The sequence below is a fragment of the Pseudomonas nitroreducens TX1 genome, assembly GCF_000313755.1.
Lineage (GTDB): Bacteria > Pseudomonadota > Gammaproteobacteria > Pseudomonadales > Pseudomonadaceae > Pseudomonas > Pseudomonas nitroreducens_A.
This window is the reverse complement of sequence record NZ_AMZB01000103.1, coordinates 1-26206: the sequence shown is the minus strand read 5'-3', so window position 1 is coordinate 26206 and position 26206 is coordinate 1. Positions and strand designations below refer to the sequence as shown.

The window sequence follows — 26206 nt, the reverse complement described above, 5'->3', positions numbered from 1 at the left end:
CGAGCCATGAACTTCAGTTGGGACGTGTTCTGGCAGTACCTGCTGCGGCCGAGCGACATCTACCTCTACGGCCTGTGGCTGACCTGCGTGATCGCCGTCAGCGCCATGCTCCTGGGTTGCGTGCTCGGGCTGCTGGCGGCGCTGATGCGCCTGTCGAGCAATCCGCTGTTGCAATACCCGGTGCGCTTCTACGTGTGGCTGATGCGCGGCACACCGTTGCTGGTGCAGATCGTCTTCCTCTACACCGCCCTGGCCGCCGGCGGCATCTTCCGCTTCGAGGACCTGGACCTCGGGCTGTTCATCCTGCCCGGCAATATCCAGGCGGCGATCATCGCCCTGGGGCTCAACGAAGGCGCGTACATGGCCGAGATCATCCGCGCCGGCATCGGCGCGGTGGACAAGGGCCAGTACGAGGCCGGCAAATCCCTCGGCATGACCTTCCCCAGGCTGATGCGCCGCATCGTGCTGCCCCAGGCCTTCCGGGTGATCGTTCCGCCGCTGGGCAACGAGTTCAACGTGATGCTCAAGAACACCACCCTGGTCAGCGTGATCGGCGTGCAGGAACTGCTGCTGAGCACCCAGATGGTCACCTCGGCGACCTTCCGCGTGTTCGAGCTGTACCTGGTCGTGGCGATCTACTTCCTCGCCCTGACCACCCTGTGGGGCTTCTTCCAGCGCTGGCTGGAAGCGCGCTTCGGCAAATCCGACGGCCAGGCCGCGGCACCGAACCGGATGTTCGGCCGGCAGGCCATGAAACTGCTGAGGGGGCGTTGAGATGATCCCGGACATGAAAGACGTGGTGATCCAGGCCCGCGACGTTCACAAGGCCTTCGGCGAGCTGGAAATCCTCAAGGGCGTTTCCCTGGAAGTACGTCGTGGCGAAGTGGTGGTGCTGATCGGCTCCTCCGGCTCGGGCAAGACCACCTTCATCCGCTGCATGAACCACCTGGAAGACATCCAGGGCGGCAGCATCCGCGTCAACGGCGAGCTGATGGGCTACCGCGAACGCCCGGACGGCAAGCTGGTGCGCGATTCGGAAAGCAACATCGCCCGTCGCCGCCGCGACATCGGCATGGTGTTCCAGCGCTTCAACCTGTTCCCGCACATGACCGTACTGGAGAACATCATCGAAGCGCCCACACAGGTGCTCGGTGTGCCCAAGGGCGAAGCCCTGGACCAGGCTCGTCGCCTGCTCGCCCGCGTTCGCCTGTCGGACAAGGCCGAGCACTACCCCGGCCAGCTCTCCGGCGGCCAGCAGCAGCGCGTGGCCATTGCCCGCGCCCTGGCGATGAAGCCCCAGGCCATGCTCTTCGACGAACCCACCAGCGCGCTGGACCCGGAAACCGTGGGCGAAGTGCTGCAGGTGATGAAGGAGCTGGCCGACGAAGGCATGACCATGGTGGTGGTCACCCACGAGATGGGCTTCGCCCGCGAAGTGGCCGACCGCGTGGTGGTGCTGCATCAGGGCGAACTCATCGAGGAAGGCCCGCCCGCGCAGGTCTTCGGCAATCCGCACCACCCGCGCACGCGGGAATTCCTCAGCCGCGTTCTCTGAAGATAAGGACAAGTCATGCGTAAACGCGTTCTGCTCGCCAGCACTCTCACCCTCCTCGCCTGCGCCACTGCGGCCCAGGCCGACGACAAGCTGGTGCGCTTCTACAACTGGTCCGACTACATGGGTCCGGACACCCTGAAGAACTTCGAGAAGGACAGCGGCATCAAGGTCCAGTACGACGTCTTCGACACCAACGAGATGCTCGAGGCCAAGCTGCTCTCCGGACACTCGGGCTACGACCTGGTGGTGCCGTCCAGCCAGTTCCTCACCAAGCAGATCAACGCCGGCGTCTACCAGAAGCTCGACCGCGCCCAGCTGAGCAACTGGAAACACCTCGACCCGCGCCTGATGAAACGCCTGGAAGCCGCCGATCCGGGCAACCAGTACGCCGTGCCCTACATGTGGGGCACTGTGGGCATCGGCTACAACTACGACAAGGTCAGGGCCGCCCTCGGCGACAGCGCCCCGCTGGACTCCTGGGACCTGATCTTCAAGCCGGAAAACCTTGCCAAGCTGCATGGCTGCGGCGTGGCCTTCCTCGACGCACCAGTGAAGATCATCCCGCAGGCGCTGCACTACCTGGGCCTGGACCCGAACAGCAACAACCCCGAGGACTACACCAAGGCCTCCGCACTGCTGCAGAAGCTGCGCCCGTCGATCACCTACTTCAACTCCTCCAAGTACACCACCGACCTTGCCAACGGCGACATCTGCGTGGCGGTCGGCTACTCGGGCGACGTGATGCAGGCACAGACCCGCGCGCAGGAAGCGGGCAAGAAGATCGACGTGCGCTACGTGATCCCCAAGGAAGGCGCCAACCTCTGGTTCGACATGCTCGCCATCCCGCGCGACGCGAAGAACCCCAGGGGCGCCCACGCGCTGGTGAACTACCTGCTGCGCCCGGAAGTGATCGCCCCGGTCAGCGACTACGTCGGCTACGCCAACCCCAACCCCGACGCCACTCCGCTGCTCGATGCAAAAGTGCGCGACAACCCCGGCATCTACCCCAGCGACGCGGTGATCGAGAAGCTCTACGTCTCCGCCGACCTGCCGCCGAAAATCCAGCGCGTGATCACCCGCGAGTGGACCCGTATCAAGACTGACCGCTGAACCGAAGAGAGTTTTCCATGCTGAGCTTCTCTGCCCACGAGTACCCCTACGCCTCCCAGCGCCAGAGCGTGTTCGCCCGCAACGGCATGGTCGCCGCCTCGCAGCCCCTGGCTGCCGAGGCCGGCATCGCCATGCTGCGGGCCGGCGGCAACGCCATCGACGCCGCCATCGCCACCGCCGCCGCGCTGACGGTGGTCGAACCCACCGGCTGCGCCATCGGCGGCGACGCCTTCGCCCTGGTCTGGGTCAAGGACCAGTTGCACGGCCTGGACGCCAGCGGCCACGCACCCGCCTCCATCTCCATCGACAAGGTGAAAGACGCCGGGCACGACAAGATGCCCGTGCACGGCTGGCTGCCGGTCACCGTGCCGGGCATTCCCTCGGCCTGGGCCGAGTTGTCCGCGCGCTTCGGCAAACTGCCCTTCGCCGACCTGCTGCAACCGGCCATCGCCCTGGCCCGCGACGGTTTCCCGGTCTCCCCGGTAGTTGCCCACCAGTGGGAAATCGCCCGCCAGGAATACCAGCAAAGCCGCGCCGCCGTGCCGGCCCTGGAAGCCTGGTTCGATACCTTCACCGTCGACGGCCAAGCCCCCTGCGCCGGCCAGCTGTTCCGCAACCCGGCGCAGGCGAAAACCCTCGCCGAGCTGGCCGAGACGAAGTGCGAAAGCTTCTACCGTGGCGCCCTCGCCCAGCGCCTGGCCGCCCACTCCGCCAGCACCGGTGGCGAGCTGAGCGCCGCGGACCTGGCCGGCTACAAGCCCAAATGGGTCGAGCCGATCAAGACCCACTACCGTGGCTATGACGTCTGGGAAATCCCGCCGGCCGGCCAGGGCCTGATCGCCCTGATGACCCTGAACATCCTCCAGGGCTACGACTTCGACCAGCGCGACAGCCAGCTCACCTGGCACCGCCAGCTCGAAGCGATGAAGAAGGCCTATGCGGACGGCCTGCACTACATCACCGACGCCGAACACATGCGCGTCAGCACCGCAGCGCTGCTGTCCGACGACTACGCCGCGCGCCGCCGCGCCGAGATTGGCGAACGGGCCGCCGAGCCGAAACACGGCGACCCGCACTCCAGCGGCACCGTGTACATCGCCACCGCTGATGGCGAAGGCAACATGGTCTCGTTCATCCAGAGCGCCTACCACGGCTTCGGCTCTGGCGTGGTGCTGCCCGACAGCGGCATCGGCCTGCAGAACCGTGGCTCGGAATTCAGCCTCGATCCGGCGCATTCCAACGCCCTGGCGCCGGGCAAGAAAACCTTCCACACCATCATCCCCGGCTTCCTCAGCAAGGATGGCGTGGCCGTCGGCCCGTTCGGCGTGATGGGCGGCTACATGCAGCCCCAGGGCCACGTGCAGATGGTGATGAACCTGGTCGACTTCGGCCTCAACCCGCAGGCCGCGCTGGACGCCCCGCGCTGGCAGTGGCTGGGCGGCATGAAGGTCGGCATCGAGCAGCACGCCAACCGCGATCTCGCCTTCGGCCTGGCGCGACGCGGCCACGAGGTCGAGATCGCCTGCGACCTGACCGACTACGGGCGCGGCCAGATCATCGTCCGCGACCCGCAGACCGGCGTGCTCTGCGGTGGCACCGAGCCGCGCGCGGATTCGCATATCGCAGTGTGCTGACGCCTTGCTTCTCCTCGCCGGCGGCCGCTGGCGAGGAGAAGATGGCACCGCACCGCCCCGCCTCTAGCGCTTCTCGCAAGCACCGCCTTCCGGCGTCAGGGTGATCTCCACGCGTCGATTGGCATTGCGGCCCTCCTCGCTATCCTCGGCAGCAACCGGCTCGCTGGCCCCTGCGCCCCGAACGACGAAGCAATCATCGGGAATATCGCCCATGCGCTGCATCCAGTCGCGCACGGCCGCCGCGCGATTGCGCGACAGCTCCAGGTTGCGCTGGGGATCGCCGGTGGAATCGCTGTGACCGGTGATGACGATCAACCAGCCGGGTTGCGCCTTGATGTTGATCAGGCTGTTCACCAGCACCTTGGTCGAGTCCGGCTTGAGTTCAGCCTTGCCGGGCGCGAACAGCAACTGGCCGTCCAGGCGGATCGGCGCGACGGCAGCAGAACGCACGCGTTCTTCCGAGGAGGGCCCGGCCATCGGACTCGATGCCGCCAGCTGAGATGGATCGCCCAGTCCTTTCACCCCTTGCCAATGGCTGTGGACCCCAATGAACAGGCCGGTCAAGGCAACCAACGCGCCCAGCAGAAGCAGCCAGGTCCAGAATGGCCGACGCTTGCGGGCTGGCGGTGGCTCGACCGACGGCTGTGCGCTGTCCAGATTCAGCACAACCACGGCAGGCGCCTCGCTGCGTGGCTTGCGCGGGGTTCGGCGGCGGGTCGGCGAGACGGCAACAGGGTTCGGCGCAACCGCTGTGGTTACCTCGTCTGCCGCAGCTCTCGGCGCAACCACGGCTTCGGCAGTTGCAGCATCCGGGGCCAGGCGTCGGAGCAGGCCCAGCAGCTGACCGCGCAACGCCGGCAATGGAGGCAAGGGCTCAGCTTCGTGGCGTCCCAGCAATTGCTCCAGCCGCTTGAGCTGATCGTCCAGCCGCAATAGCTCGGGCAGGTCCTCCGCCGAGAACTGCAAGCCACGCAACCAGGGCCGCAACTCGGCCAACAACCAGCCAAGAATCTCCAGGCGAACCGAATAGGCCGGCGGCCAGAGACGCTCCCAGTCACGCTGGAGCAGGCGTTCGAGCAACTCCAGTCCGTCGTCCAGCCCTGCCGGGCCACGCAACTGCGCTCGCGCCAGGACAAAGGCCGCGACCGCTTGCAGCTCCATTCCGTGCTCGCGGAACTGCGCCAGACACAGCCGCTCCACACGCGCCCAGTCCATATCCGGTCGCGCCGGGTGGCTGAGTTTCGCCAGTTCCCTTCCCAGCGCCGCAGACGGCTCGCTCCCTTGCGGATCGCCGCCCAGGCGCAGCTTTTCCTCGATCACACTCATCCCTTCGTCACGCTCCCCTGCCATCAGCGCGCCAGAATGTCGCGCTGTTTCAGATGGCGCACCAGCACCTTGCCTTGCGGCTCGAGCGTGGTACCGAAGGTGGCGCGGGCCCCATCGAGCAACTCCACCTCGAGGCTGTACTCCAGGTGCCCCGGCAGGACCTGCGGCAGGAGCACGATCTGCACCGAGGCCAGACGCGGCTCGTACTTGAGCAGCATGGTGCTCATGGTCGCCATTAGCCCATGGGCGCTGCCCGGCATGCCATGCAGGATCTGGCTCATGTCCGGCAGGCCGTAGTCGGGCAAGTGGCTGAGGGTGCCGGCCCGGCAGTTGAGGATACGCTGCAGGTTGTCCAGCACCGACAGCATCGGCTGGTCCTCCTCGTGCACCTGGTGCAGGTCGAGTTCACCGCTGAAGTTCTGCAACAGCAGTTCATAAAGTGACGGATTCTGCTCGCTCACCACCAGGAATCCTTCTTCGGCAGCGGCGCCAGGTGCAGGACGTTGTCGCCCAATTCGATGACGCGCGCCTTGTCGGGGTCCAGTTCGTCGCGGGCCAGTACCAGGCGCCAGCTGCCGTCCTGCAGGTCGGGTGAACGGAACAGCGCCACCACGGCAACGTACTGCGCGTCCTCCAACATCGGCACGTTCAGCTGCGCCCCCTCCTCCGGCTTTACCACCAGCCGCCGCTCGTCCAGCAGATCGGCCGCCAGCGTCTGGTCACCCTCTCCCAGCAGTTGCTGGTAGCTGGCCTTGTCCAGCGCCTTGCGGTCACGCAGCTGATAGACCCGCACCAGGGTCGACACCGACAGCCCGTTCATGTCCCGCCTGTCCGTATTCAGCGCCGGACGTCCGGTGAAGTCCAGGCGCAGCACCTTGACCTGCTTGTAGAAGATCGCGTGGCCGACCGACTTGCCCGCATCCATGGTTCGCTGCGTCAAGCCGCAGCCGCCCAGCAAACCCGCCAGCAACGACACCACCAGCAGCGATCTAGAAACGGTAAGCGACATCTTGTATCTCCCTGCTCATCGAATTTTCGCTCAGTCCCTGATAGCGCCCCAGATTGACCGTGACGCAGGTATGCCCCGCCCTTTGCCGCATGCGCTCGTCCAGGCCCGGCACGGCGGTCATGCCCAGCAGCACCGCGGGATTGCCCAGGCTGGGCGCCGGCAGGCAGCCAAGCGGCAGCGACAGCTGCAATCGGGCCGTGCAGCGCCAGCCCAGGTAGACCCGCAGCAGCACCAGCAGGTCGCTGTGCAGCTGCCCGCCTGGTAGCCAGCCGCGAGCCTCATCGAGGTTTTCGGTGGTCAGCACGAGCAACAGTTGGCTATTGGCATCCGCCCCGCTGGCCCCCAGCGGCGTACCCTGGCCCAAGCGCACCGGTTGGTCACGCGACAGGCTCGCCGGCCGGGCCAGCGGCACCTTGCGCGGCCAGTGCGGCGTTACCTGCGCCTGGGTCGCGGGCGCCAGCAACTTCACCAGCGCCACGATCCCCTCGGCATTGCGCGTCGGCAGGCGCATCACGCCCAGCAACGCAAGGAAGCGCGACACCGGCGTGGCGATGTGCTCGGCGGTGCCGGGAATCCCCAGGCCGATCAGGCCCAGCAGGCACTGCGAGGTGGCGTCCGCCCCGCCCGCCTCGAAGGACGCGGGATAGGAGTATTTGCGCCAGATCCGGTAGAACTGGGTGAATACCCGGTGGTTGAAGATGTCGAGGAAGGCCTCCAGCGCCTCGTATCCTTCACGGCGCTGGGCGATGTCATCCAGGTAGGCGCTGGGCATCGGCGAATCGACGCCATAGAGCCCGAGCAGGCGCGTACGCACCGTCACCGGGCGCAAAGGATGCTCTTCGTCCACCTCGAAGGCCTTCAGCTCACTGGCCGGGAAGCCCATGCCCGGGTGCGGGCGGAAGCGCACAGCGTCGTCCGCCGGGTTCGCCGTGCTGCCCAGGGGTGGATTGCCTGGAAGCGCCGCCTCCAGCAATTGGCAGAAGCGATACAGGCTGGCCTGGGGCAGGCGCTCGCCGAGCGCCGCCAGCAGCCCGCTGGCCTTCAGCCGGGAATACGCTGACTGTGGTTCTCGTTCCATCGCAGGCACTTTCCAGTGGGTTGCAGGATCAGCGTGAGCTGGTTGAACAGGTGAATATCGGCGTAGAGCGCGAAGAAGCGGTTGAGCATTTCGCCGAACAAGTGGATGTCGCCCTCACCCGAGAAGCCGTTGGCATCGAGCGTCACCTCGATGTCCACGCCGCGCAGCAGGAAACCCTTTTCGAAGTGCTGGACCAGGTGATGACGGACCTCGGCAATGGCTTCCAGGCGTCGGCGGTTGAGCTCGCTGTGGGTCCAGTCGTACAGCGCCAGGGTGCCGCGCAGTACTTCGGCGTTGTCCAGCATCGGCAGGAAGTTCGAACCCAGGTGGCTGAGCACGCGCCAATGGAAGCGGTCGCGGTTCGGCGGGTAGCAGGGCAAGGTCGGCGCGCACAGGTTGCGTACGCGCAGATCGACCTGCGCGGCCTTCACCACGGTATCCAGCAGCGTGCTCTGCAGTGCCTTGCGCGGCAGCAATCCGTTGGTGCCGGTAAGGCGCAGCGACAGGCTTTCACCCTCGCGCAGGCGATCTCGGTCGAAACCCTCGCCGCCGAGGATAAGCCAGGTGTCGTGCATGCCGTTGACACCCCGTTTCAGCCGCGTGTGAAAGTAGCGCTCGGGCGCCTCATCGCGCAGCATTCCGCCCTTGTGGCGGAAGCTGGTGAAGGGAACGTAATCCTGGCGTTCGGTGCTCTTGGACGAAGTGACGCCGTCCACCGAATAGATTTCCGTGTGCCCGTCCTGCAGGCGCATCGGTCGCAGCAGGTAATCGGTCTGCAATGGCGCCAGCCGCATGGGGTCGGCTTCCAATGGAAACAGATTGATCACGGGCACCGCGTGCAGGCGCACATTCTCGGCGCTGAGCAGGAACTCATGGGGCCACTGCTCGCCCAGCACTACGTCCAGTTCAAATCCGGAGAGCCCCTCCGTTGCCCGCAATTGCTCCAACCCATGCAGGGTGACGAACATGAATTTCTCGCGGAAGGTGAAATACTCCAGCAGCAGTTGATAGCCGCTGAAGGCACTGTCGGCCTTGGGCCAGAGGCGATCCCCGGCGGCGAAGCCCTTGGGCGAGAAATAGCCCTGCAACGGCCGGCGCTCCGCCTCGCCGGGCAGACGCAGGTACAGCGCCTGGGTCTGCAGGGTCAGCGCATGATGCAGGGCACTGGCCAGCGGCGCATCGGCGTTGAGGTAGAGCGGCAGGCGGCTCAGGTCGATCTGCTTCCAGTCCGCCAGGGAGCCGCAGCTGAAGCGCAGGCGAAGTACCGAACGACCGTCGGGCTCGTTGGCGACCAGCAGCGAGTCCAGGGCCAGCGGATGCAGGTTCACGGCCTCGGTGGTGGTGTAGCGACAACGGGTGCGCTGCGGCCCGATGGGACGCGAGAGTATCTCGAAACCGGCCTCGATCAGCTCGTCTCGCTTCATTTGCAGCGGGTCCGGCGCCAGTTCAACCACCGACAGCGACGGGATGGTGCGCAGGTAGTGGGGCCAGAGCAGGCTCACCAGCCCTTCCGTCAGCTCCGGCAGGTCGTCGTCGAGTTTCTCGCGCAGGCGCCCCATCAGGAATGCAAAGCCCTCGAACAGGCGCTCCACATAGGGGTCGCGAGCCCCGGCCTTGTCCAGGTTGAGCTGGGCGGCGCGGTCGGGGAAAGCCTCGGCGAACTCCTTGCCCGCCTCGCGCAAGTAGCGCATTTCGGCGTCGAAATAGCGCAGTGTCAGATTGTCCATGGTCCAGTCCCGGGAATTAGGTTCAGCCGCAGAGCACGGCGGCGCGAACAGGGTCGATGGCGACCAGGGCGGCCAGCAGGCCTTCCATGCGGCGCGCCAGGGCAGGTTTGTCGGCATCGCTGCGCTGCGCTTTCTGCCGCAGCAGCTTGAGCAGACGCGCCTTGACCTCGAAGCACAGCTCGGGCTCCCAGTCGCTCAGGCTTTGCGCCTGCGCGTCCAACTCGGCCAGCAGGTGCGCCGCCAGCTCAGCCTTGCCATGCTGCTCGGCCACGCGCGCCATCAGCAGGCGCACCAGCCAGCGCTGGCGTCCGCTGCGCAGGTCCGGGCGGGATGCCAGCCAGGCCAGCGCCGCCTCCACGCCATCGCTGTCGGCCTGGGCCAGGGCTTCGCTTTCCAGCGCGAGCACGTCGTCACTGGCCGTGTCGGCAAACATGGTGCTGCTCATCCATTGCGCGGCCTGCCCGGTGCTGACATGTTGGGCGATCCAGTTGCGCGTGGTTTCATCGGCGAATGGCGTGCCGTCGCTCCAATGCAGCAGCTCCAGCCCCGGCAGGCGCTCCAGCAACAGGCGCAGGTCGCCCTTTACCAGCTCGGCCCAGCCGTCATATGGCGTGCCGAGCCGGCCCAGCGCCTGGCAAAGGTGCCACTGCAGGTCCAGCCAGAAGTGATTCACGCCTTCGGCGAACATGCGCTCGGCCTGGTCGAGCAATTCGGCCCAGCCCTGCTGCAGGTTGAGCCGCTTGAGCTGCGCCCGATACTCCGTGCGCGGCGGCGCCAGCCGGGTGTTGCCGCTGGCATCCTGGGGCGGCAGCTGGTGCACGGTGTCCCAACGCAGGCTGGTGAGCAGGCGATGCGCCGCCAGCCAGCCCAGGGGTTGATCGCGCAGATAGCTCGCCAGCACCTTGCCGCTGTCGAGCAGATCGCGACCGGACTGGACCTTTCCCGGTATCGGCGCAGCGGAAGTCAGCGCTGGCTCGCTGTGCGCCGCACTGTTCTGCGGCACCAGGGCATTCACGCCGCCGGACTGCGCCAGACGACTACCCAGCGCGGCATACAGCCCACCCAGCCCCGGGCGCTCGGCTTCCGGCCAGGACGCGAAAGTTGCTTCCAGCCAGGCCAACGCCGCGACCGTGCGCTGCGTCTCCGCCTTCACCACCTCCGGGAACAGCGACAGGCTATCCAGCACCTTGGCGCTGGCCAGCCATTCCAGCGCCATGCGCCGGCTGTTGGGACGCGCCGGCAACACCAGCCCACCGAAGCGATCGAGCAGCGCCGCCAGCAGTTCCAGACCATCAGCGAAACCGGCTTCACCGTCTCCCTGGGTACGCGCCCAGAGGTAGTAACTGACGATTCGCACGTCCTTGCAACGCTGTTTCAGCAACTGCTCCGCCAGCCGGGCTACCAGTTCCACGTCAGCGGCGGAGAGCTTGTTGACCTCCTCGCGCATACGCTGGAAGTCATCGTCATAGCCCGGGTCTTCGCCCACCGGCGCGGCGCCCTCGATGGGCTTGAGCCACGCCTCCCATTTCGCCGCCTGAGCCTTCACCAGCGCCACCGCGTCCTGCCCTTCCAGGCAGGTCGATATCAATCCCTGCAAACTCATCGATGCGTCCTGAATTTTCGTGCGTCCATCATTCGTCGTATTCGAACGGGTCGATTGTGGCGAGGGGTGCAACCTGTCCCGCAGCCACTTCGAAGATGTTGTCCGGCAACTTGAATCCGCGCAGCTTCAGCACCGCCAGCGGTCCACGGCCCAGCTCGGTCTGCAGGTACCAGGTCAGCGGCAAGCCATCCGGCGCCTTGAGCACCAGCTCGAAGCGGGTATTGCTGTTGTCCAGCGGAGTCACCTGCGCCTGCTCCAGCAGACGGATCAGCCCCCAGACGCCCGAATAGTCGCCGAACAGCCGCGCCCCGCCCTTGAGGCTGGTCCAGCTCAGCGAGGCGCCAGGGTGGTCAGTGCCGCCCGGCCAGGTGAACTGCTGCCAGCTCTCCATCTGGTTGAAGTACTCCAGCGTCACACCGTCGAGGATGAATGTGGTCTCCACCAGATTGCGCACCGGCTTGGCCTGCATCTGGAAAGTCATGCCCAGCCCACCATCGGTGTAGAGCATGTCCGCCAGGTCGCTGAGCTGATTGACGGCCTTGAGGAACTGCGGATTGAAGTGCAGCCCCTGGCTGTGCGCGCTGTCCGGCACCCAGCGGTTGCCTTCCTTGCGCAGCACGCCACCCAGTTGCGTCTTGAGGAACTGATCGATACGCCCGCTGCCGGAGCGGATCATCTGGCCCAGCATCGGCAGCGATGCCTCGCTGTCGCTGACCTCGAAGGGATAGCGTCCGGTGAACGCCCTGTCCCAGTTCGCCACCACGGCGCGTTGCCACTGGCGATTCAACCCCGCCGCGGACGGCTGCAATACCCCTTCCCAGGCCTGGTTGAGCGGCTGCACGAAGAGGTTCTGGCCAAAGCCGCTCCATTCCCCGCCCAGGCTGGCGGCAATCAGGCCGCCGTAGTCGAGGGTATCGGTGAGGTCCACGCTGGTGCCCTGGAACACCGTCTGCGCCAGGGCCTGGGTCATCGCCTGGGGATCGCTGGCGTTGGTCACCTGCTGCAGCTTCAGGCGCACACGGGTGACCCGAGTCAGGAATGCCTGCAGGCTCAGGCCGTCGTCCGCATAAGCCGCCCCCCCCTTCTCCTTGCCGAGTAGCGCGAGCAACGGGCCGAAGGTACTCGCCAGCGGGCCGTGGGGGGCGTCGCTTTTCTGATCGATCAGCGGCCCCTTGTCTTTCTCCAGCAGTTGCTGCGCCGAGCGCATCAGCGAGTCGGCCAGCGCCTCGCCCTTGACCTCGGTCTTGCCCTGGTAGGCCAGGGTGTTCATCAGCGCGATCAGCGGCGACTGGCGCACGTCGCTGAGCAGGGTCAACTGGCTGATGGAGTCCGACAGGCTGTCCGCCTTGCGCCAGCGGATGCTGTTGAGGAAGGCGAGCCAGGCGTTGCTGAAGTCCTGGAAGTAACGCTCGGTTAACTGCTCCTTGAGCACCTCGGGCTGCAGATCACTGTCGAGGGTGCCCTGCTGATCGCTCAGCACCCAGTCGATTTCTTCGCGACGCGTCTCGGCCACCTCGTCGATGGCCTTGCTGACCTGTCCTTCCCAGGCCTGCCGGGTGAACACCCCCGGTACACTGTTGGGCGTGTCGAACAGGCTGGCCGCATCGGTTTCGCCGAGCATGTCCCGCAACGTCATCGTGGCGTAGTTGTTGCCCGCACGCTCGATCACCTGCTGGTACAGGTTGGCCATGCCATTGCGCTGGCCCAGTTGCCCGAGCAGCACTTGCCGAGCCTGGGACACCAGGGCGGGCTTCGCCTCGATACGCCAGTCCGGATGCGTCTTCAGGTGCTGCGCGTAGAACGTCCACAGACCAGGGGCAACACCCTGCCAGAGGCCCGGCGCCACATCGGCGCGCTCGGCCATCTCCGCGCTCAGCACCTTGGCGAGGAAAGCCGCATCGACCTTCTCCGGTTGCGCCATCATCAGGTAGGCCTTGAGCTGCCCATGGGCCTCTTTTGCCCGCGACGCGCGCTCAGGGCTGTCCGCCGGCAACGCGGCCAGCTCGGTCAGCCGTTGCTCCAACAGCTGCGCCGCCACATCGCGCATCAGCCGATCATTCGCCTGCGCATAACGCGGCCACAGCGACGCCAGCAGCGCATCGTTCTGGCTCAGGCCGAACCGCTGGTACCAGGGCACGCCGTGCTCGCGCCGGTAATCCAGTCGCGCGATTTCGCGGGTCAGCTCGCTGAGCGCGCTCAGTTGCGCATCCGGGTCTCCCGGCTGGCCGATAGTGGCCAAGGCGCCTTCCACCGTGGCGATCTGCGCGCGGTTGCTGGTGAACGACAGCAGCACGGCCAGGGCGCAGAGGCCGGCGAGCGTCAATCCCGCGATATAAGCTCCACGCGCCCAGGACCAGGCTAAGCGACGGCCGCGCGTCTGCTTGTCCCCCAGCACCGCGCTCCAGCTTGCTTCCGGCCACCACGTATTCGGCGTGCCGGTCGCGATGCCGGCGAGCTTCGGGCTGAACAACAAGCCACGCAATGGCACCGAGCGATTGAGCTGAGCCAGGAAAGGACCCAGCGCCTGGCGCCACTGGCTGATGCCGGAGCGCTCCAGATCGCGGGACAGGCGCAACAGGAAGTCATGGCTGGAATGCTCCGTGAGTTGGTCCATCCCTCGCTCACGCAACGGCACCACCAGCTTGCGCAGCGATGCTTCGATCTGCTCTGCCGTGACCTTCGCCGGCAGCAGGCAACCCACCGCTTGCCCCTCACGGCTATCCTGATTCCAAGGGCTGGAACAGACCTGCCAAAGGTACAACGGTGCCTGCCAGCGCACCGTCTGGCTTAGGTCGCGCAACTGACGCACACCCGTGCTGACAGTGGCCACGTCATTGCCCTGCGCCTCGCTCAGCGCCCAGACAATGCCATCCACCGGGCGCGAGCGGCGCAGTGACTTCAACAGTGCGGCTACATCGGTTTGCCACTGGCCGTTGAGCGAACCGCCATGCAGCAGCACGGTGTCCTGCCCCTCCAGCCAGTTCTGCTTGGACAGCCCCGGTGCAACCGCGTCGACCTGCTCCTGCTCACCGACCACCAACAGCAGACGGACCTTGCGCTTCCAGAAGAAGCCGTACTGAGCCCGCAACTGTCCGGGAATCTCGTCCTTCGGTGAAGCACGCTTGCTCGAAGGCGGTAGCGTGCCATCCGATACTGGGCGAACCCCCGTCGCCACACCCTGCTGCCGATGCTGCTCCCGTTTGAGATGAGCCAACAGCTTGGGAGCGAAACGCAGGATCAGCACAATGACCGACAGCAGCAGGAAGGCCAGCACCTTGTCGCGATCCGCGACCAGCCCTATCCGCTCGCCATAGCGCCAGATCAGCCAGCCCATCGCCGCCAGCGCCACCGCGATCAACATCCCTCCGCCAGCCCAGCGCCACGAGTTGCTATAGACCTTCATGCCAACTCTCCCGTGGCGACCGTACTGATCCAACGCTGCGCAGGCTCCTGACTGAGCAACACCAGCGGTTGCTGGAAGTGCCGACTCATCTCAAGGCCCAACGCCGCCAGCAACCAGGCACTGAACGGCCCCGGCACGCCGCACAGCGACTCCTGAATCCACTGCTGCCCTACCTGGAACTTCACCTGCTGGGCCGACCCCATTGAAAGAAGGCTCCCCAGGCTTGGTCGCCACTGCGCACTGTCGGCGAGAATGCCGATGGCGTTGCGTGCGGCGAGTTGGGTTTCCAGGAAGAGCGGAATTTCAGTGTCCAACTGCTCAACATCCAGTGGCATTGGCCGCAGCAGACGGCCTTGCACCGGCAGGTCCCATTCCTGTGCCAGAGCATCCGGGCACAGCAACAAGGCCGCCAATCCATCGGAGTAGGCCTTGGCACCGTTGACCTGCAGCACCAGGATCAGCTCAATCGCCGAGCCAGGGGCCTTCAGGTTGTCTTCCAGCCATTGCAGGGAGAGTTCACTGACAAAGGTCGGCTTTACCTGCGAACGCCCAGGCACGGCCTTGAGCCAAGCTTTTCCCCACGCGACGCGGAACGCCTCCAGGCCATCTGCATCAAGGTCACTCAGCACCGTCACCTGCAATGCTCGATCAACAGGCAGCGACGCCACCCCAGGTGCCAAGCCCTCCATCAGCATCTCCAGCCCCGCCAGCGCTCGCTCATTGGCACGCAGGGGCAGCGCGGTGATCCGGAGAGCAACGTCAAAGCAGGGCGAAATACCTGAGTTTCCCTGGGCGATCACCGCGGCGGAAACCTGGTTCGGCATCAACACACATGCACTCTGTACGGCAAAGTGACGTTGCGCCCATTGGTTCCAAGCTGACCGCGCTTCACCGGCTTGATCCTCCAAAAACTGGAAATGGCTCAGTGCGCCACCGTAGGTGTAACTGCGCACCGCGAAGGCCAATAGCCAAATCAACAAAGGCGTACCAGCCAGCATCCAGATATTGAAGCCGGCCAGTTCTGGTATACGCCCTGAAGCCACCAACACGAACAGGCCCATCCCAACTACTGCCGCCAGCAGAGCGGCGCCCAGCCAGCGTGGCATCGACAAGGGCGCGGGTTCCGCTACCACTTCAGGAGGTTGGCGATTCCATGCCATGGATCAATCCACCGCACAATTGGGGGCACTGGAAATCACTTGGCTACCGCAAGCGCTTCGGCAACCATCCACTACCAGGGCCCGACCGTCCTCGGACCAGCCTGTGCAGCCTTCGACAATGGCGTTGACACCATGGGCAGGGCAACTAACCAGATCGCCAACAAGTGCCACCAGCTTTCCATGTACTTCATGGGTGGAGGCCGCAGAAATGACCTCGCCACCATGGGTGGTTTTGTCACCCAACAAAACGAGTCCTTTAGGCATATAACCCCTCCCGATAGTCAGAAATTTCACACAGACATTGAGAAAATAAAAAATGCCTTTATCTAATGAAGAAAAATAACGCCCTACCGGCAGGCGTAAAAAGCTAACGCAGTCATCCCTTATGAGCCACATAAGCCTTAAATCGCCAGATCTAGTCCGCATCAGAATAAAGCTCATCAAAAATCTAATATAGAGGGCATCGCCATCAGTAATTAGAAAGCCCCTTCTTGCGCTCTGCATCTAATCGATCAGCTTCTAATTTATCGAAATCAGGCTCAGAACGTGTACTATTTTCCACCCGCCCGCTAGGATAGGTGAACACTTCATAACTCCCTTTATCCTTATATTTTGGACCTACAGAATAGACAGCAAATTCTGAATGCATAACCATGTCAAAATATACCTGACGCTTATCCCTTAAACCATACGACGACTTCCTTCCAAACAAGATAAATGACTTACTATACCCTCCGATAAAGCCCTCACTAATCCAAGGATAATAAGACTTAGGAACAACCAACACATTTTTATCTGCTGAATAAGTGGAGCCATTTGATACAGCGTCGCGATAAAATTCGAGAGACACCTCATCCCCATAGCTAGAAGCAATATCCGCCGAGAATCTTTCTGGATGACGATAGACAACCTTTAAAGTTGCCTTATAAAGACTCCATTGGCAAGCACCACCGCCATCCTGCTCCAAACTAACCTCATAAAGTTCGTTACCTACAGATTTAAGATCAACTCCTAAGACTTTAAATCGATTACTGTATTTGGCCCCTGGGCTCGCAAAATTGTAATACTTCTCTTGACATTGCGTAGAGATATAAATAACTGCAAGCCTATCAGCCTTGATATCCGAGGGCGCCTTGACCCGCACAAGAAATTTCTCACCATCCCTTGGCGGATCCAAGTTGTAATTTGTGCAACCGCCCTGGCTGGCCAGCAAAAACAAAACAACAAAAACGCGCATAATTTCCATTTTCGAATAGACTCCAACCTCTGAAACCCTGAATAAACATCTCTACTATCGAAAACATCCCTCATTTGAAAAATCGAGTCTGGAAGTTTTTTATTTCAACAAAACCAACTACGCAACGAGGAAGTCAGCCAATTCGAAAACACATCACAAGCTTCCTGCATGGGACTTTCGTTTAGGTCACTTTGAATTTTCCCCGTACCGTCACCTGTCCACTGCTGGCCGGCGGCGCCAGGCTGTAGTCCTGGGTGCAGCCGCCAAAGCAATACAACAAAAGACCCAATACACCCCCGAAGATGCTATTCATTTCTTATTTTCTGCTGCTAAGCGAATAGACTCTAACTTATCGAAGCGAGGTTCAATATCTCTATTCTCCAAGATACTGCCATCAGGGTACTCAAACCTAGTATAGCTATTATCCAACTTCACCCTGGGACCCGCAGAGGCCACTAGATATTTCGGGAATAGAGTCGGCTTAAAAAACACCTCACGAGCATTCGGCGCTTTATATTTAATAAAACCAATTCCGCGCCCCGCCAAGCGCACCGTCTTCCTATACCCCCCCAGAAATTCCTCATCAATCCACGGATAGTAACCCTGACTAATTATAAGATCGCCATCAACTTTTTTATCCGCGCCGCCCATGGGAGAGTCATTATTATCAAAAATAACTACAACCCCTCCCCCAGCAGCAAAAGTCACCCCAGCACCAAACTGCTCTGGATTTCGATACTCAACTCCAAAGATCACGTTAGCCAAATGCCATCGACAGGCGCCGCCGCCATCCTTCGCCAGCTTGGCCTCATAAATGTCGCTTTGCCCCTCACGCTGCGGCTGCACGTCGACCCCATGAAAGCCATCCACTTTGTAAGGCTTGCCATAGGCGTCATAGCGCGTGCGTTGGCAGCTAGACGAGCGGTACATCACCTGCATGGTTCTCGCTTTCAAATCATTAGGAACTTTCACACGTACCGTAACCTGTTCACCATTGGCCGACGGCGCCAGGCTGTAGTCCTGGGCGCAGCCGCCAAGGCTGGTGAGCAGGCACAGCAGCGCTAGAGCGAGTTGCCCAGGCAGGCGGGCATTCAGGGGCTTAGCCATAGATTTTCTCCACATAGGCTTTTTCCTCGACGATGCCGTCGAAGCGCTGTAGGCCGTCCATTCCGCCTGGGCACTGCTGCGCGGTGGCGAGGCTGCGGCTTACCTGGTTCTGCAGATCGAAGAAGGTGCGGTTACGCAGAAGTTCCTCTTCGGGGATCAGGTGGGCATTGGCCGTCATCTGTTCCTCGAATTGCTGCCGGTTGTCCTGGCGTGCCTGCATGCGCGCGGGGTTGATGCACTCGACCAACTGGTTGTAGAGGAAGGGCTGGTACTCCCCCATGAAATGGTTGACCAGCCCGACCACCCGGCCCGGCTTGGCGTTGCGGCCTTCGGGGAAATAACGCTGGAGGCTTTCGGCTGTCAGGCAGGCCTTGAAGTCCTGTTGTGCCTTGCAAGCCTGTTCGCTGTCCGCCCGGTTCAGGCTGGGCACGAGGAAGAGCTTGGTCTTGACCGGCAGCAGCCGGGTCAATGTGGTGTGATAGGGCGCACCCAGGCCGTCGCGCATCTTGTGGAATGGGTTGTCCGAAGCGCGCATCTGGATGTGCTGTTCAAGACGGAAGAAGGCGACGATCTCGCCATGGTGGAAGAACGGGTCTTTCCCCCTGATCACCGGATCAGCCAGCAGTTGCGCCACCGACCACACAGTGCCCAGGGTGGTCCCAACCGGGCCGTAGAGCTTATAGAGCCAGTTATCCAGATCGGCCTCGGGCGGCACATCGGGAATCAGGTCGGTGTCGTTGACATGGCGGAAGTGTTTCACGCCCGCCAGGCAGCCCACCGCCTGGAGAGTGAAGGTACGAGGCATGCCGTAGGTGTAGAGCAAGGGGTTCTGAACCTTCATCGCCGCCGCGTGGATCAAGCCCAAGGCACCACCAAGGCTATGGCCGCAGATGAACAACTTTCTGGTTCGAGCAGCATCGGAGACCCTCGTCCCTAATTGTTCGGTGAACTTCCTCCTAGCAATCTCGTAGCCATCCCGGAACCCCAAATGCACACTGCCTTTGGCCGTCAGGTCGCCACAAGGCACCTTGGGCTGGCAGTTGGCGGCAACCTCCGGTTTTACCGGGCGGAAAGTCACATCGGTCACTAGGTCCGCTCGCCCCATCTCGGTGCCGCGCCACCCCACCAGCACCTGGGTCTGACTGATGGCGTAGAACAGTTGGGTGTCGCCTTCGGGTGGTTCCGACTTAGTGGTATCTAGGGGTTCGGCGAGGGTATAGCGCTCATTGAACGGCACATCGATAACGACACAGGGCGGGTTGGTTTTCCCATCCAACACGCGGGGTGTACGAGAGAGGTCCTGGCACTGTCGCTGGAAGAACTCTTTGACGGAGCCCGACTCCAGATCAGTGAACTTGCTGTAGGACAGTATGCTCATCAGCCCCAGGTTGTAGGCGGTCACCAGGCAGTAATCCGGCTGGTGGTTGAGCACCAGCGACCAGGCACGGAAGGGGCAGACCTCCAGCACATAGCGGCAATCCAGATCGGTGAAAGCCCCTCCGCGCGGAACATCGGCGCCCAAGGTGAAACCGCGGAACGCTGGGTCCGGAAAGTGATAGGCCGAGAGTGGCTCGCTCTCCGCCAGAGGCGGGTCAAATTGGGGCTGCTTGTCGCAGAGCTCACCAATTCGCAAATAGCGGTAGCCATGGCCAGCTTCGAAGGCTTTGGCCTCGACAGGGGAATGACCGGTACACGGAGGGCAGTACAAAGGCGTTCTATCCCCTACCCCAGGCCGCAAAGGCTCGGGACGCAGAGCGCGAAGGCGGCGAGTCTGTAACACCTCCGCGAGTTGGTCAGCGTCAACCAGCAGGGTCAAGGGAATAGGGTTCAATCCTTCGATACGAATGACTCCCTGAGCATCGGCCTGGCCGCGATACTCGGGCGCATGCCCTTCGCGTGTGGCCTGGTTCACCGCGCGAAAGGGCAGGTGCGGAAGCGGCTCGTTGTTTTCGTCTACCAGTTGGAATTCGACCCAGAATTTCTTCTGCTTCCCACCCTGCATGTACTTGTTGGGATTCAGCGTATCCGTGCGGTGCAATTTGTCGTTCATATCAATCCTTTAAATTCGGCAACTGGCGACAACAAACAACTAAAGGACGCTATGCCATCCTTGCAAAACGATTCGCCTCAGTCACTCAGCAAGAAGCAGTTCGAACCCAGTGAAATCAACCATAACTTCAATAACTTCTATTCAATCGAGAATCACAAGATGGAACAAGCTCACTACCATCAGAGAGCCGGCGATACGGTAGATAGTCTCGTGAGCCATCAGAATTCTCACTCACACAAAAAACCACTCTATAACTATCTCTGGGATAATCAGAGCTATTTATAGAAAAAACATAAGTCCTATCTTTCTGTAATTTTAACCCTGGAACTACAACCTTATATCTAGCCAATTTATATCCATCAGGAATCTCTCCATACACAAGACACTCTCCTGCATTCAGGATCAGAGGGCTAACCCCCTCTTTCAACACCAAGGACCAGCCACCAGGATTTTTAATATAGCTTTCCGAAAGCGCAACCCAACCGACTGGAAATCTATCTTTAGTTTCCTCAGACAAACAAATTCCAGGACTTCCTTTGACTGAGCGAATTGCAGCTGTTTCCTGTCGTCCAAAAGAAGTAGCGTGAACCCAAGAGTAGGCAAGCAAGGGAAATAATATCAATAAATTTCGCCACATAGAGACCGCCTAATCCAGAGGTATTCCTTATCATCTTAAGAGGTCGAAAAACTCCAATCAATCGACCTCAGAAGACCAGCTAAATTGCCAGAGCTCGATCTTGCAAAATAAAAATTCATCTTACCCCCTCAACAAAACTCTGCCACCAACTCACTTACTCCCGCATTGTGGCTTCAGAACTCTCCCATCATCCTCATACTTATACTGAAGATAAAAAACCTTACCATCTCGCTCAACAGAACAAAACACGGCATCATAGAATGAAACATCTGTTCGGGAAGGATTTCTCATGAATCTATTCAAACGAAAATAATAAGTTACACCAACCTTAAGACTCTGCCCTGATACATTAACTTGATACGCAGCTAGGTCTGACCCATATTTCGCGCATTCTCCAGGCTTCAAAATTTCTGGATTGCTTCCCCGTTTTAATTCCACGTCCCACATAGTGTGACTCTTTCCATCAAGGGGCTCGTTCTCAGCAACCCATATAGACTCAATGGCAACTTCATCCTTTTCCGCAGATGGGATGCAGATGGAGACCTCCCCGTCAGCCATGCCAATATCTGCATTTTTTGCCATCCCCCAAGGGGTGGCACTGGCATTACTTACCAAGCAATACGATCCAATGGTTAGCAGCCCAGCTAATATTCTCATATCATCTTATTCCGGAAGATTATCATCGCTTGACGGTGCGACAAGGAAGTTGCGCAATGTAGAAGCCAGCAAGGCTGGATCCTTGTTCCGATTACTAAAGTTCCAGACTGATCCAGGAGTTTTTTCAATACATATCATATAGTAATCAGACACAATCTCCCCCTGCTGCTCCATATTATAATTCGAGAGCAACCCATCTCTTTTTAACTCATACTGATATGCAGCTGATCCTCGGCTAGTAACCCACAATGCGTGCCATTTCACCCAATAACCTAGCTGATACTGCCAGACATGCGTCATTTCATGGATAAAAAGTGCTTTATCTCGCCCGCGCCCTGTCGATGAAAAATCATCCCTATAATATCCGGTGCTTTTGGGGAAATACATCTCACCATTAGGTGTTACCGCTGTATTCTGGAATCCCATAAATAGCCACCAGCCACCGTGGTGAACTTTAACCTTGCTGTAATCTATGGCGTCCTTGAAGACAGTTCGTGCCATGGCAATCTCGCCTGCCGTTAGCTCACGCTCATCACCTTCTGGCAAGAGTACGGTCTGAGTGGATGTGCCCAGATTTGTGGCATTGGTGAATACTTTTATAGGTTGCAAATCAACCGTCAGAAGTTCACCAGAAGCTTTTGCGGAACAACAGCTATCAGCCACTTCATCCGGAGGAGTTAACTCCAGGCGAGTAATTTGTACTGACTTCTGGGTAACAATTCGCGCCGTGCGGCCCTTCTTGTCGGTCACACCCTGTTGAGTGGTTCCATCAGCGAGATGTGCCACATACATCAGACCCGCGGGGATTTGGCCGTTGGAGCATGTCAGGCAAAGCTGCTCATCGAAGGGGCCTTCACTGCTGGGGAGGTCAATTTTCAGGTCCCCCGGCATCAACGTATGAATTGCCATGGTGCGACCTGCGCCATCCGTTACCCCTTCAAACACCTCCCCTTTAGGGGCTACCACGCGGTAGTGAGCAAACGCCATTGGCGCTTGGTTCTCATTGGCGTAGGTGTAGTGGGCACTGTAGCCAGCTGGCAGCCGAGTTGGCGGAATATCCAGCGTGGCGCCGTCCTGCTTCACAAAGTTTGGAGTTTTAAGATAGATATTCCCAGGGGCACCCAGCTCTATCTCGCCGCCCTTGAGGCGGATGTAGGCACCGCCACAATGCAGCACCAACTCCTGCGGCGCGGTGATTTCAACCCGGCCAGCCACGCTTTCAACTTTGAGGTCGCCCTTGGCCATGGCATGCAGGGCATCGCCCAGCGCGTGTAGCTCCACCTTGCCGGCGGCCGCTTTGAGTTGCATGCCTGCGTTCTGGGCAAAAAGGCTGATGCTTTCTTCGGCACTACCCGTGATATCGCGGCCGGTACTGATATCCAGATTGTGGCCGGCCATGATGCCGACACTTTCGGCACCGGACGCCAATTGCAGCGCTTGCGGTGTAACTACGCCAATACCCGCTGGGGCATGCAGCAACATGCCGGGCTCCTTGAGCCCCGTCAGCGCTTTGCTGAGTCGGTCCTGGCTGTCGCTATCGTTAGGTTTGGCTTGCCCGCTGCGGGCCGCATTGGCCATTGAGCGCGCCAATGACAAAGCGGTTTCTAACTGAATGATGGCGGCATCCATGTCCAAGACGTCACCGCTGGCTCGCGGTTGCACGTCGGCAGAGATGAAGAGCCCGTTACCAGCACGCAAGGCTCCCCAACCGTCACTGCGCAGCTCAAAGCCTTCGCCGCGCTTCTTGCGCTGCGCATCCACCAAGTGGCCTAGGTTAAGCTGGCTCTTGCCGGAATACTCGGTGCTGACCTTGATGTGTTCCTGCCCGCGCGAGTCATCCATACGCAGCTTGTTGTTCGCCGGAGTGCGCAGGACGTTTCTCTTATAGTTGCGGATTGTTACGTGGTCCGGCTGCAGATTTGTATGAAGGGCATGCGCGATAAATGGCCTGTCCGGGTCGCCCTGCTCGAAGGCCACGGCCACTTCGGTGCCGGCCAGTAAAGGCAGGTGCAGGCCGAAAGTGTCCCCGGCGTATGGCCTGGCCAGGCGCAGCCACATACTGGAGCGGCCCGTCGGCCAAGTATCCCTGTCAAACAAGAACGCAACCCGGTACCTCCCTTCTCCATCGATGTCGCTGTAGGGGTCGTTCTGCTGTGGGTTAGTGATCCGCGCGGGGACGGTGCCGGCGATACGCGGCTTGGGCGGTACCGGTGGGCGGAAGGCGATGTTGCCGTCGGGGATGGCTTCGAAGTGGACTTCGAAGCTGCGATCACGGGCAGCCGTGCAATGGGTGCGGACGATCAGCGCGCCTTCCCTGAACGCGGCGGATGCGCCACCTTCCACCTTGAGCACGTGGCCTGGGGCCAGGGCGGCGCTGCTGCTAACACCTTCGAGGCGGAGCTGGTCGTTCAGGTAACGCTCGTGGGCGAGCCGGGCGAAGAAGACGCCGCTTTCGGCGTGGCCTTCTTCATGACCATGGGCATAGGGATCGCCGAGTGTCTGGTAAGGCTCGTCGGCGTAGTGGTAGGCCTCGCCGTAAGTGGTGCTGGCGCCACGGGTAAGGTCAGCCTGGGCGTCGAGGTTGGCGCCGGCGTCGCGCGAGTAGTAGGCGCGGGTGCTGACCCGTTGCTGGATGATCTGGTGGTCGGCCTGCAGGCCCCACACGGCATCCAAGCCGGTGGTTTCCAGCCCGCTCAGGGGGCGCAGCGGCAGGGTGATGTCGTGTTCATAGTGCATGGGCGAGTCCTTGAACTCGACCACATCGATTTTCAATCGCGCGTCCATGCTGAAGGAAAACCAGATTCCGCGCTCGGCACAGAGCCGTTTGATGTAGGCAAGGTCTGATTCGCCATACTGAAGCAGCTGATCATGCTGCTTATACGTTCGACCGAGGTCGATCAGAAAATCCTGCCCCCGCCATCCATGCCGCCTCAAGATAATTTCCACCACCTCGGGCACGCTCTGATTTTGGTAGATGCGGTACTGACAGCCCTTGTCGAGCAGGGCCAGGCGCGGTTCCAGCGTCAGCTCATAGCGCGCCTCATCACGGGATGCCGAGAGTCTTTTAAAGCGGGTTACCACGCCATGAAGTGTGCGCAGCGGCGCCACCGGCGGCGGCGTATAGCCGCGAATGGTCACCGAGGGCGGCGCGGCGCGCAGGCTGAAGGTGGCGTCCTTGCCAAGCATCGTATCGGCAGCGATGTCGAGGTTGGGGCTGGTTACTTCGATGGCAAAATAGAAGGTCTCGCTGAGTGCCTCGGTGCCGGAAAATGCCAGGACGTCCAGCACGGCACCCTGGCCATCCACCGTGAGGGCGTGACGGGAATGATCGAAGAAAAGGTGAGCTTCAGGCAGCATTTTTAGTCCTCCCAACAGTCAACGACAAAACGTTGTGCAAGAAGACTGTCGCAAGGAGGTGGCAGCTGACCACAACACAGAATTATGCGAAAGCGTCCTTGTAACGCATCGATAGAAAACAACTCCATCGCGACACTCTCGCGGACAAGCTGGGGTAGAAGCAATGCCTCCAAAATGGCCAGGAACTTTCCCTCACCATACGCGGATGAGTTCTACAAAGGACTTCCTTTTACCCACCTCATTCGCTGTTGAACTCGCACATTGCGAAAAGTCCGGACTGCAATACTTCACTCCTTGGGACGGTGTGCCTGGTAGCGTTTCCAAGCGGCAGAGCCAGGTTTGGTGTGCGACAGGTGGAAGCAGGCGGGGCACCAGTGACCCGCACGAACAATCGTGAATGTAGTGCTCCAGCTATGCCCCTTCGCGCACAGCCATTGATATTTCTGGCCTACACCTCGGTACGCCTCGGCCAGGCATTGACCGCCGTGGATGGCGGCAGCCTTTTGCATGTCCTCCAGGGTTAGCCATCGAGCATCCTTGGCACACTGGCCGCACCAACTTCCTCGCCGAACGGAGCCCAGAGTCGCTTCCCAGCGATGCCCCTTGGCGCATTGCCAGACATACTTTGCTCCCACTTCATGGTACGTCGTCGACAAACACTTTCCGCCACGCCGCTCAGCCTCGCGCTGCAACACCTGACTATCGTGCCTTTTCTTGTCGTTGGCACAGCGAGGACACCAAGCGCCGTTACGAATACGTCTAAAAATGGCTTGCCAGGTATGGCCTTTGGCGCAGGCCTAGGTGTAGGGCGTTTTACTGTTTTGATATTCATCCGAAAGAAACTGGCCGCCACGCTCACCCACGATGCGGTGAACTTCCTCGATGCCGTGTCGGATACCATCGGCTTTGCACTGATAGCACCAGCTGTCTTTACGCATGGCATCGCCGGCAACCACCTCCCAGATATGCCCCTTGGCGCAACGAAAGCGATGCTTTCTAGTCACTCCCAGATACTCTGGCGACAGGCACTCTCCGCCGTGCCCACGGGCATACTCTTGCATGCGTTCCAATCCATCGCGCAATAGCTTGGGCCCCTTGGGGGAGCAATGCGGGCAACGGCTATTGGCTACGGCGTAACTGTAGGAGCGTTGCCATTCATGATTGGGGTTGCGCAGGCAGCGAAAACGATACTGGCGCCGCGGTTCGACCCACTGCGTATCCAGTAACTCGCTGCCATTCTGTTTGGCCTTCCGCTGAAGCCGAAGCATTTGCTCGTTCTTGCGGCAAAGACGACAACCTTTGACTTCGTACAGGGTCTCTTTCGTAAAGCAGAGTTCATGCCCTTCTGGACAGCGAAAACGGTAACGCGTGGTGCTGCCCCACTCATCCAAAGCGGTGAAGTGCAATCGCTCCAATAGTCTCTGGATCGTCGGTGGATAAGGCTTTGAAATCGTCATCATGCACCTCCCAGAGCAACGGGTTCGCCCTGCCCCGCGCCTGCCTTGAAAATCTTCGCCAGCAACGTAAAACCGCGCAGCTTCAGCACCGCCAGCGGT

At 61.0% G+C, this 26206-nt stretch carries 20 protein-coding genes; 4 read left to right on the top strand and 16 right to left on the bottom strand.

What is annotated here, in order from left to right:
- Positions 1 to 6 precede the first annotated feature (6 nt).
- From C167_RS0111115 to C167_RS0111100, 4 genes are read left to right on the top strand one after another with little or no spacing between them, the layout of a single operon-like run.
- On the top strand, positions 7 to 774 hold the full coding sequence (locus tag C167_RS0111115; RefSeq protein WP_017518352.1) for an amino acid ABC transporter permease: 768 nt from the start codon (positions 7 to 9) through the stop codon (positions 772 to 774).
- Between the two features lies 1 nt (position 775).
- Positions 776 to 1555 carry an amino acid ABC transporter ATP-binding protein gene (locus C167_RS0111110; protein WP_017518351.1) on the top strand — a complete coding sequence of 260 codons (780 nt, stop codon included), beginning with the start codon at positions 776 to 778 and terminating at the stop codon, positions 1553 to 1555.
- A gap of 15 nt (positions 1556 to 1570) precedes the next feature.
- Entirely contained in the window at positions 1571 to 2665 is a 1095-nt protein-coding gene (locus tag C167_RS0111105) for a polyamine ABC transporter substrate-binding protein (protein ID WP_017518350.1), read from the top strand.
- 17 nt (positions 2666 to 2682) lie between these two features.
- Positions 2683 to 4299: a gamma-glutamyltransferase family protein gene (locus C167_RS0111100; protein ID WP_017518349.1), complete on the top strand. Its 1617-nt coding sequence runs from the start codon at positions 2683 to 2685 to the stop codon at positions 4297 to 4299.
- A 63-nt stretch (positions 4300 to 4362) separates the two neighbouring features.
- Here C167_RS0111100 and C167_RS0111095 read toward each other — a convergent pair whose 3' ends face one another.
- The 16 genes from C167_RS0111095 to C167_RS34440 all read right to left on the bottom strand — a co-directional run bounded on the left by C167_RS0111095 (position 4363) and on the right by C167_RS34440 (position 26110).
- Positions 4363 to 5625 carry an OmpA family protein gene (locus tag C167_RS0111095; protein ID WP_017518348.1) on the bottom strand — a complete coding sequence of 421 codons (1263 nt, stop codon included), beginning with the start codon at positions 5623 to 5625 and terminating at the stop codon, positions 4363 to 4365.
- A 23-nt stretch (positions 5626 to 5648) separates the two neighbouring features.
- Positions 5649 to 6086, bottom strand: coding sequence for a type VI secretion system baseplate subunit TssE (gene tssE, locus C167_RS0111090; protein ID WP_026078957.1), 438 nt, complete (start codon positions 6084 to 6086; stop codon positions 5649 to 5651).
- Positions 6083 to 6634, bottom strand: coding sequence for a type VI secretion system lipoprotein TssJ (gene tssJ / locus C167_RS0111085; RefSeq protein WP_026078956.1), 552 nt, complete (start codon positions 6632 to 6634; stop codon positions 6083 to 6085). The genes tssE and tssJ overlap by 4 nt, the downstream gene beginning before the upstream one ends.
- The gene (gene tssG, locus C167_RS0111080; protein WP_017518345.1) at positions 6615 to 7712 is read right to left on the bottom strand and encodes a type VI secretion system baseplate subunit TssG; all 1098 of its coding nucleotides are present in this window, start codon (positions 7710 to 7712) and stop codon (positions 6615 to 6617) included. Before tssG ends, tssJ begins: the two co-directional genes overlap by 20 nt.
- Positions 7676 to 9439 carry a type VI secretion system baseplate subunit TssF gene (tssF, locus tag C167_RS0111075; RefSeq protein ID WP_017518344.1) on the bottom strand — a complete coding sequence of 588 codons (1764 nt, stop codon included), beginning with the start codon at positions 9437 to 9439 and terminating at the stop codon, positions 7676 to 7678. Before tssF ends, tssG begins: the two co-directional genes overlap by 37 nt.
- Before the next feature lie 22 nt (positions 9440 to 9461).
- Positions 9462 to 11042, bottom strand: a complete 1581-nt coding sequence (gene tssA, locus C167_RS0111070; protein WP_017518343.1) for a type VI secretion system protein TssA — start codon at positions 11040 to 11042, stop codon at positions 9462 to 9464.
- 28 nt (positions 11043 to 11070) lie between these two features.
- Entirely contained in the window at positions 11071 to 14445 is a 3375-nt protein-coding gene (locus C167_RS0111065; protein WP_017518342.1) for an ImcF-related family protein, read from the bottom strand.
- Positions 14442 to 15605, bottom strand: a complete 1164-nt coding sequence (locus tag C167_RS0111060; RefSeq protein WP_235154313.1) for a hypothetical protein — start codon at positions 15603 to 15605, stop codon at positions 14442 to 14444. Before C167_RS0111060 ends, C167_RS0111065 begins: the two co-directional genes overlap by 4 nt.
- A gap of 3 nt (positions 15606 to 15608) precedes the next feature.
- Positions 15609 to 16046, bottom strand: coding sequence for a PAAR domain-containing protein (locus C167_RS35075; protein WP_235154312.1), 438 nt, complete (start codon positions 16044 to 16046; stop codon positions 15609 to 15611).
- 28 nt (positions 16047 to 16074) lie between these two features.
- Positions 16075 to 16851, bottom strand: a complete 777-nt coding sequence (locus C167_RS34455) for a hypothetical protein (RefSeq protein WP_157791830.1) — start codon at positions 16849 to 16851, stop codon at positions 16075 to 16077.
- Positions 16852 to 17151: 300 nt separating this feature from the next.
- Positions 17152 to 17949 carry a hypothetical protein gene (locus C167_RS0111050; protein ID WP_017518339.1) on the bottom strand — a complete coding sequence of 266 codons (798 nt, stop codon included), beginning with the start codon at positions 17947 to 17949 and terminating at the stop codon, positions 17152 to 17154.
- On the bottom strand, positions 17942 to 19999 hold the full coding sequence (locus C167_RS0111045; RefSeq protein WP_017518338.1) for a lipase family protein: 2058 nt from the start codon (positions 19997 to 19999) through the stop codon (positions 17942 to 17944). The genes C167_RS0111050 and C167_RS0111045 overlap by 8 nt, the downstream gene beginning before the upstream one ends.
- A gap of 127 nt (positions 20000 to 20126) precedes the next feature.
- Complete coding sequence (locus C167_RS34450; protein WP_157791829.1) at positions 20127 to 20636, bottom strand: hypothetical protein; 510 nt, start codon at positions 20634 to 20636, stop codon at positions 20127 to 20129.
- 150 nt (positions 20637 to 20786) lie between these two features.
- Positions 20787 to 21293 (bottom strand): hypothetical protein, encoded by a 507-nt coding sequence (locus C167_RS34445; protein ID WP_157791828.1) that lies wholly within the window; start codon positions 21291 to 21293, stop codon positions 20787 to 20789.
- Positions 21294 to 21299: 6 nt separating this feature from the next.
- On the bottom strand, positions 21300 to 24650 hold the full coding sequence (locus tag C167_RS0111035) for a type VI secretion system Vgr family protein (protein ID WP_017518336.1): 3351 nt from the start codon (positions 24648 to 24650) through the stop codon (positions 21300 to 21302).
- A gap of 797 nt (positions 24651 to 25447) precedes the next feature.
- The gene (locus tag C167_RS34440) at positions 25448 to 26110 is read right to left on the bottom strand and encodes a hypothetical protein (RefSeq protein ID WP_157791827.1); all 663 of its coding nucleotides are present in this window, start codon (positions 26108 to 26110) and stop codon (positions 25448 to 25450) included.
- Positions 26111 to 26206 lie beyond the last annotated feature (96 nt).

Bases quoted from the DNA above. Each gene is read 5' to 3' on its own strand.
- C167_RS0111115 (WP_017518352.1), top strand. From the start codon at position 7: ATGAACTTCAGTTGGGACGTGTTCTGGCAGTACCTGCTGCGGCCGAGC.
- C167_RS0111110 (WP_017518351.1), top strand. From the start codon at position 776: ATGATCCCGGACATGAAAGACGTGGTGATCCAGGCCCGCGACGTTCAC.
- C167_RS0111105 (WP_017518350.1), top strand. From the start codon at position 1,571: ATGCGTAAACGCGTTCTGCTCGCCAGCACTCTCACCCTCCTCGCCTGC.
- C167_RS0111100 (WP_017518349.1), top strand. From the start codon at position 2,683: ATGCTGAGCTTCTCTGCCCACGAGTACCCCTACGCCTCCCAGCGCCAG.
- C167_RS0111095 (WP_017518348.1), bottom strand. From the start codon at position 5,625: ATGAGTGTGATCGAGGAAAAGCTGCGCCTGGGCGGCGATCCGCAAGGG.
- tssJ (WP_026078956.1), bottom strand. From the start codon at position 6,634: ATGTCGCTTACCGTTTCTAGATCGCTGCTGGTGGTGTCGTTGCTGGCG.
- tssG (WP_017518345.1), bottom strand. From the start codon at position 7,712: ATGGAACGAGAACCACAGTCAGCGTATTCCCGGCTGAAGGCCAGCGGG.
- tssF (WP_017518344.1), bottom strand. From the start codon at position 9,439: ATGGACAATCTGACACTGCGCTATTTCGACGCCGAAATGCGCTACTTG.
- tssA (WP_017518343.1), bottom strand. From the start codon at position 11,042: ATGAGTTTGCAGGGATTGATATCGACCTGCCTGGAAGGGCAGGACGCG.
- C167_RS0111065 (WP_017518342.1), bottom strand. From the start codon at position 14,445: ATGAAGGTCTATAGCAACTCGTGGCGCTGGGCTGGCGGAGGGATGTTG.
- C167_RS0111060 (WP_235154313.1), bottom strand. From the start codon at position 15,605: ATGGCATGGAATCGCCAACCTCCTGAAGTGGTAGCGGAACCCGCGCCC.
- C167_RS35075 (WP_235154312.1), bottom strand. From the start codon at position 16,046: ATGAGCTTTATTCTGATGCGGACTAGATCTGGCGATTTAAGGCTTATG.
- C167_RS34455 (WP_157791830.1), bottom strand. From the start codon at position 16,851: ATGGAAATTATGCGCGTTTTTGTTGTTTTGTTTTTGCTGGCCAGCCAG.
- C167_RS0111050 (WP_017518339.1), bottom strand. From the start codon at position 17,949: ATGGCTAAGCCCCTGAATGCCCGCCTGCCTGGGCAACTCGCTCTAGCG.
- C167_RS0111045 (WP_017518338.1), bottom strand. From the start codon at position 19,999: ATGAACGACAAATTGCACCGCACGGATACGCTGAATCCCAACAAGTAC.
- C167_RS34450 (WP_157791829.1), bottom strand. From the start codon at position 20,636: ATGTGGCGAAATTTATTGATATTATTTCCCTTGCTTGCCTACTCTTGG.
- C167_RS34445 (WP_157791828.1), bottom strand. From the start codon at position 21,293: ATGAGAATATTAGCTGGGCTGCTAACCATTGGATCGTATTGCTTGGTA.
- C167_RS0111035 (WP_017518336.1), bottom strand. From the start codon at position 24,650: ATGCTGCCTGAAGCTCACCTTTTCTTCGATCATTCCCGTCACGCCCTC.
- C167_RS34440 (WP_157791827.1), bottom strand. From the start codon at position 26,110: ATGATGACGATTTCAAAGCCTTATCCACCGACGATCCAGAGACTATTG.